At 33.2% G+C, this 5,136-nt stretch carries 6 protein-coding genes; 4 read left to right on the top strand and 2 right to left on the bottom strand.

The genetic code is table 11. The features are described 5' to 3' along the window. Both PLA12_14290 and PLA12_14285 read right to left on the bottom strand, forming a co-directional pair. A partial coding sequence (locus PLA12_14290) for an MCP four helix bundle domain-containing protein (protein ID HOQ33658.1) occupies positions 1 to 453 on the bottom strand: 453 nt, incomplete at its 3' end. A 108-nt stretch (positions 454 to 561) separates the two neighbouring features. Next, entirely contained in the window at positions 562 to 2,118 is a 1,557-nt protein-coding gene (locus PLA12_14285; GenBank protein ID HOQ33657.1) for a sigma-54 dependent transcriptional regulator, read from the bottom strand. A 185-nt stretch (positions 2,119 to 2,303) separates the two neighbouring features. Here PLA12_14285 and PLA12_14280 point away from each other — a divergent pair, with 185 nt between their 5' ends. The 4 genes from PLA12_14280 to PLA12_14265 form a co-directional block, all read left to right on the top strand. Beyond that, the gene (locus PLA12_14280; GenBank protein ID HOQ33656.1) at positions 2,304 to 3,302 is read left to right on the top strand and encodes a sulfate ABC transporter substrate-binding protein; all 999 of its coding nucleotides are present in this window, start codon (positions 2,304 to 2,306) and stop codon (positions 3,300 to 3,302) included. A gap of 3 nt (positions 3,303 to 3,305) precedes the next feature. Next, a complete protein-coding gene (gene cysT / locus PLA12_14275; GenBank protein HOQ33655.1) occupies positions 3,306 to 4,142 on the top strand; it encodes a sulfate ABC transporter permease subunit CysT in 837 nt (278 codons plus the stop codon). A 3-nt stretch (positions 4,143 to 4,145) separates the two neighbouring features. Next, positions 4,146 to 4,994: a sulfate ABC transporter permease subunit CysW gene (gene cysW / locus PLA12_14270; GenBank protein ID HOQ33654.1), complete on the top strand. Its 849-nt coding sequence runs from the start codon at positions 4,146 to 4,148 to the stop codon at positions 4,992 to 4,994. Between the two features lie 8 nt (positions 4,995 to 5,002). Then, positions 5,003 to 5,136, top strand: a 134-nt coding sequence (locus PLA12_14265) for an ATP-binding cassette domain-containing protein (protein HOQ33653.1), incomplete at its 3' end; no start/stop codon positions are given.

The raw sequence follows: 5,136 nt of genomic DNA, 5'->3' as shown, positions 1-5,136 counted from the left end.
TCTCTGTAATTCCGCCGGATTTTTTAAATCATATTTCTCAAACTCCTTTGCAAATTCCAGAAAGGTCTCATGATTTTTCCACCATGTATCATGTAAGGGCTTAAATTCTTTATATGCTTTTTCTTGTTCCGGTGTAAGTTTTATACCTTCTATCAAATCAAATGCTTTTTTAAATTCATCCTTTGCCTGTTCAAATCTTTTATATTGTGCGGTTCGAATTTCACTGCTTGCTTCGGTGGATAATAAAGAACTTTCTCCCGCAAGAACACGCGGATATTGTGCTCTTATAATGTATGTATCCGTTAACGGCAATGAGCGAGTTGTCAAAGCGTTAATGGTTTTTGAAATCTGCCAGACAGAAATAAGTCCTACCAAACCTACCGCGATTAAAATAAAAGTTAATAACCCGAAACCAATCGCAAGCCTTTTTCCAATTGTTAAACTCTTTTTCATAACTATACCTCCTATTTAATGTTAATAATTTTTAAATTGTCTTTTTAAATATAATATATTTCGTTTTATTTGTCAAGTTTTTTTTGCGGAATATATTAAAATATTTTGTTATTTGTATTTTTTATATTTAAAATATTTATAATCAATACCTAATTTTCTCATTCTTGCCCTCAAAGTATTAGGATTTATTCCCAAAAGTTCTGCACATCCTCCTTTCCCATCAATTTTCCCATTTGTTCTTGATAAAACATATTCGATATATCTTTTATTATACTCATCTAAACTAATGATTTCTTCAGGTCTTTCTTTACTATTTTGTATAAATATATTTTGTTTTGTATTGGATAAACCTAAAGCATGAGCTATTTCTAATTTCTTACCATTTCCCAGAATAGCGGAACGGTCAATTACAGATGCAAGTTCACGAACATTACCAGGCCAGGAATATTGACAAAGCAGTTCTATATCCGTTTCTGTGGGATAAACCACAGGCAAACTAAACCGTTGTGCCGATTTTTCCGCAAAATATCTTGCCATTTCAGGAATATCTTCCTTTCTTTCTCTTAATGGTGGTAATATAATAGGGAATGTTGATATTCGGTAAAACAAATCTTCACGAAATTTCTTCTCAATCACCAATTGAGCAAGGTCAGAATTTGTTGCAGTAACAAGACGCACATCCACATGAATAGGCTCTTTCCCTCCTACCCTTTCAAACCAACCATCCTGCAAAATCCGAAGTAATCGAACCTGTGCATGTAAAGGTAACTCCCCTATTTCATCTAAAAATAAAGTGCCTCCATCAGCTCTCTCAAACCAACCTATATGTTTTTCAATAGCACCTGTGAAAGAGCCTTTTTCATGACCAAATAACTGTGAATCTATCAATTCCGGTGGAATAGCACCACAATTCACGCGAATTATAGGTCCCTGTGACCTGTTTGAATTTTTATGCAATGCACGAGCAATTAATTCTTTTCCTGTTCCTGTTTCTCCTAAAATTAATACAGGTAGGTCTGAAGTCGCTACTAATCTGACCCGCTCCATAACATATTTTAGCCCTGTATTCTCCCCTATAATTCGTTCATCAAACGATTCTCTCCCCAATTTCCGTAACAAACTTATTTTTTCTGCTTCTTCGGCTTTCTTTAATGTTTCCATTTCTAAAATTCGAATATGGTTTGCCAAAGCCACAGAAAAAGGTTTTTGAAGTGTCTTTAATACATCCTTTATTCTTTCAGGAACCAGTGTATCCTTTTTTATTATACCTACAAGTATCCCTTCTATACTTTTATCAATTTCTAATGGGGTTAAAAAAATATAAGATAAATATTCATGTTCATAAAAAGATGAAATAATATTTGTTAGATAAGCAGGAAACAAATTTGAGGTGCACTGTAAAACCGATTTTTCACTGGAAAATTTCTGTAATTGTTTAATCATATCTTCTGTTAAAATAATATGATTATTCTTATTTATTTTTATAGTTTGAGGTGTTGTTATAAGTTCCAGAATTTTTAATTGTTTATTTATAACTAAAATATCTATGCTTTCCAGTAATACTATTTCTTTTTTTATTTCGGGTAAAATTTCCAACAAAAAATGCTCTATTCGGTTATGTTTTGCTACCTCTTTCCAGATAGTAATTAATGTGTCTTTATCCATTTTCATTTCCTTTATATTTGGTAATTATTTTTACTATATATTTCAGTATTTTATTTTATATAATATAACTAAATATTTCATATTTCGCAAGTTTTTATTTAACAATAATTTGTATAATAAAATATATCTCTATTAATAATGGCACTTTTTTTGCTCTCTCTATAACATAAATTCAGGAGTATTATATGTTTAAAAGGGTTTCTTTTTTTTATTTAATAATAATTAATGTCTTTATCGGATATTGTTTCAGTGAAACAATAGAACTTTTGAATGTTTCTTATGACCCAACACGGGAATTATATAAAGAAATTAATAAAGTTTTTATTGAAAAATGTAAAAAAGAACAAGGGCTTGATTTAAACATAAAAATGTCTCATGGTGGTTCTGGAAAACAAGCCCGTTCTGTAATGGAAGGATTAGAGGCAGATGTCGTTACTTTAGCATTAGCCTATGATATAGATATGATTGTAAAAATGAGAGGACTTTTATCTCAGAATTGGCAAAAACAGTTTCCTAATAATAGTTGTCCATACACTTCAACCATTGTTTTTCTCGTTCGCAAAGGAAATCCTAAAAATATTAAAACATGGGATGATTTAATCCGTCCTGATGTACAGGTAATTACACCCAATCCTAAAACATCAGGAGGTGCTCGCTGGTGTTATTTAGCATGTTGGGGATATGCATTTCGCAAGGGAGGTATCGAACAAGCACGCGAATTTGTAAAGAAAGTATACAAAAATGTCCCTGTATTGGATACAGGAGCAAGAGGTTCAACCAATACCTTTCTTCAAGGTATTGGAGATGTTCTTTTAAGTTGGGAAAATGAGGCATTTCTTGCTATTCAGGAGACACAGAATAGTCTTGAAGTTATATCTCCCGGAGAAAGTATTTTGGCAGAACCTCCTGTCGCTATAATAGACAAATATGTAGAAAAACATAATACAAAAGATATTGCTCGTAAATATCTTGAATTTCTTTATTCGGATGAGGCACAAAATATAATTGTAAAGCACTACTATCGTTGCAGCAATACTGCTGTATTTGAAAAACATCGAAACCAATTCTTGAATGTTAATCTATTTCGTCTTGAAGAATTATATCCCGGTGGATGGGAAGAAGCACATAAAATTCACTTTTCAGATGGGGGTATATTTGACCAAATTATGTTAGAAAGAAAATAAAAAATGAGAAGTATATTAAAGAAGAAAGCGGTTTTGCCAGGATATGGTCTTTCATTAGGCATAACATGGTTATATTTAAGTCTAATTGTTCTTCTTCCATTATCCACACTATATATCAAAGTTTTTAGTGGCTCTTTAAATGACTTTATTTCTGCTGTTTTTTCATTAAGGGCAATAAAAGCATATCAGGTGTCCTTTGGTTTATCTTTAATATCTGCCTGTATTAATTCATTGTTCGGTTTTCTTGTTGCATGGGTTATTGTTAGATATAAAATCCCTTTTAAGGGTTTCTGGGATGCATTGATTGATTTGCCATTTGCTTTACCGACAGCAGTAGCGGGAATTTCATTAACATGGTTATATGGTCCTCGAGGCTGGATAGGTTCATTATTAGAGGCAAATGGATTTAAGGTTGTTTTTACCCCTATCGGTATTACAATTGCAATGATTTTTGTAAGTTTCCCTTTTGCAGTTAGAACAATCGAGCCTGTACTGAGAGACTTAGACCCTGAAGTAGAAGAATCAGCACGTTGTTTAGGTGCTTCTCGCATGAAAATATTCCATAAAATTATCTTTCCGACAATCCTCCCTTCATTGCTAACGGGCTTTACATTAAGTTTTGCACGTGCTATGGGAGAGTATGGTTCCGTTATCTTTATTGCAGGAAACCAGCCATTAAAAACAGAAATAGCCCCATTATTGATAGTAATGCGATTGGAGGAATATGATTATTATGGTTCTGCTTCCATTGCTGTATTTCTTTTAACTGTTTCTTTTCTATTACTTTTATGCTTGAACTTTATTCAATTCTGGAATAAACGCTACTCAGGGATTATATAAATTATGCGCCTTAAAAGAATTTTCGTGTTATGTTTTCATTTATTTCTTATCATAGTTGCTATGTGTTTTCTCCTTCTATTTCTTGTTATACCTCTGTTTGTAGTCTTTTTCAACGCATTTAGTCAGGGCATTTCTATATATGCAGGCAATATTACCCGTAAAGAAACTATTGAATCTATTTTATTAACCTTAAAAATATTGCTCATCGTATTGCCTTTAAACACCCTCTTTGGTATAGCCTGTGCATGGTATATTACCAGATACACATTTCGAGGGAAGAAACTACTTCTTACTTTTTTAGATTTACCTTTTACTGTTTCCCCTGTTGTAGCAGGAACTATATTTGTCTTGTTATTTTCCGTAAATGGCTTATTAGGTGGAATAGTGGAGAAATGGAATATTCAAATTATATTTGCCTTTCCGGGAATGGTTCTTGCCACACTTTTTGTGACTTTTCCGTTTGTAGCGAGGGAACTTATCCCAATAATGGAGGAACAGGGACAAGAGATGGAAGAAGCTGGCAGGATGTTGGGTGCAAATGGGCTACAAATATTATTTAAAATTACCTTACCAAATATCCGCTGGGCTCTGTTTTATGGGATAATCTTGTGTTCTGCTCGTTCGATAGGTGAATTTGGTGCAGTTTCAGTGGTGTCCGGGCATATTCGAGGGAAGACAATAACAGTGCCATTAGAGGTTGAAATTTTATATAACGAATATAATTTAACGGGTGCATTTTGTGTTGCAAGCCTGCTTTGTTTTATCGGGATTATAACTATGATTTTGAGAAAGTGGATTGAAAGCAAGGACCCGTTAATCAAGTATAGAAAAGGAAGTAGATATGGAGATTAATGGATACAATGAGCATTGAACTTATACATGTTTCCAAAAAGTTTGGCTCCTTTCTGGCGGTAGACGATGTAAGTTTTTCAATACAACGAGGTGAATTACTCGCTTTACTGGGTCCGTCGGGTTCAGGTAAAACAACTATACT

Source organism: Candidatus Hydrogenedens sp., assembly GCA_035378955.1.
In the GTDB taxonomy this organism is placed as follows: domain Bacteria; phylum Hydrogenedentota; class Hydrogenedentia; order Hydrogenedentales; family Hydrogenedentaceae; genus Hydrogenedens.
This window is presented reverse-complemented; position numbering and strand designations above follow the sequence as displayed.

Coding starts and splice junctions, on each gene's coding strand:
- cysW (HOQ33654.1), top strand. CDS start 4,146: ATGCGCCTTAAAAGAATTTTCGTGTTATGTTTTCATTTATTTCTTATC.
- PLA12_14280 (HOQ33656.1), top strand. CDS start 2,304: ATGTTTAAAAGGGTTTCTTTTTTTTATTTAATAATAATTAATGTCTTT.
- PLA12_14285 (HOQ33657.1), bottom strand. CDS start 2,118: ATGGATAAAGACACATTAATTACTATCTGGAAAGAGGTAGCAAAACAT.
- cysT (HOQ33655.1), top strand. CDS start 3,306: ATGAGAAGTATATTAAAGAAGAAAGCGGTTTTGCCAGGATATGGTCTT.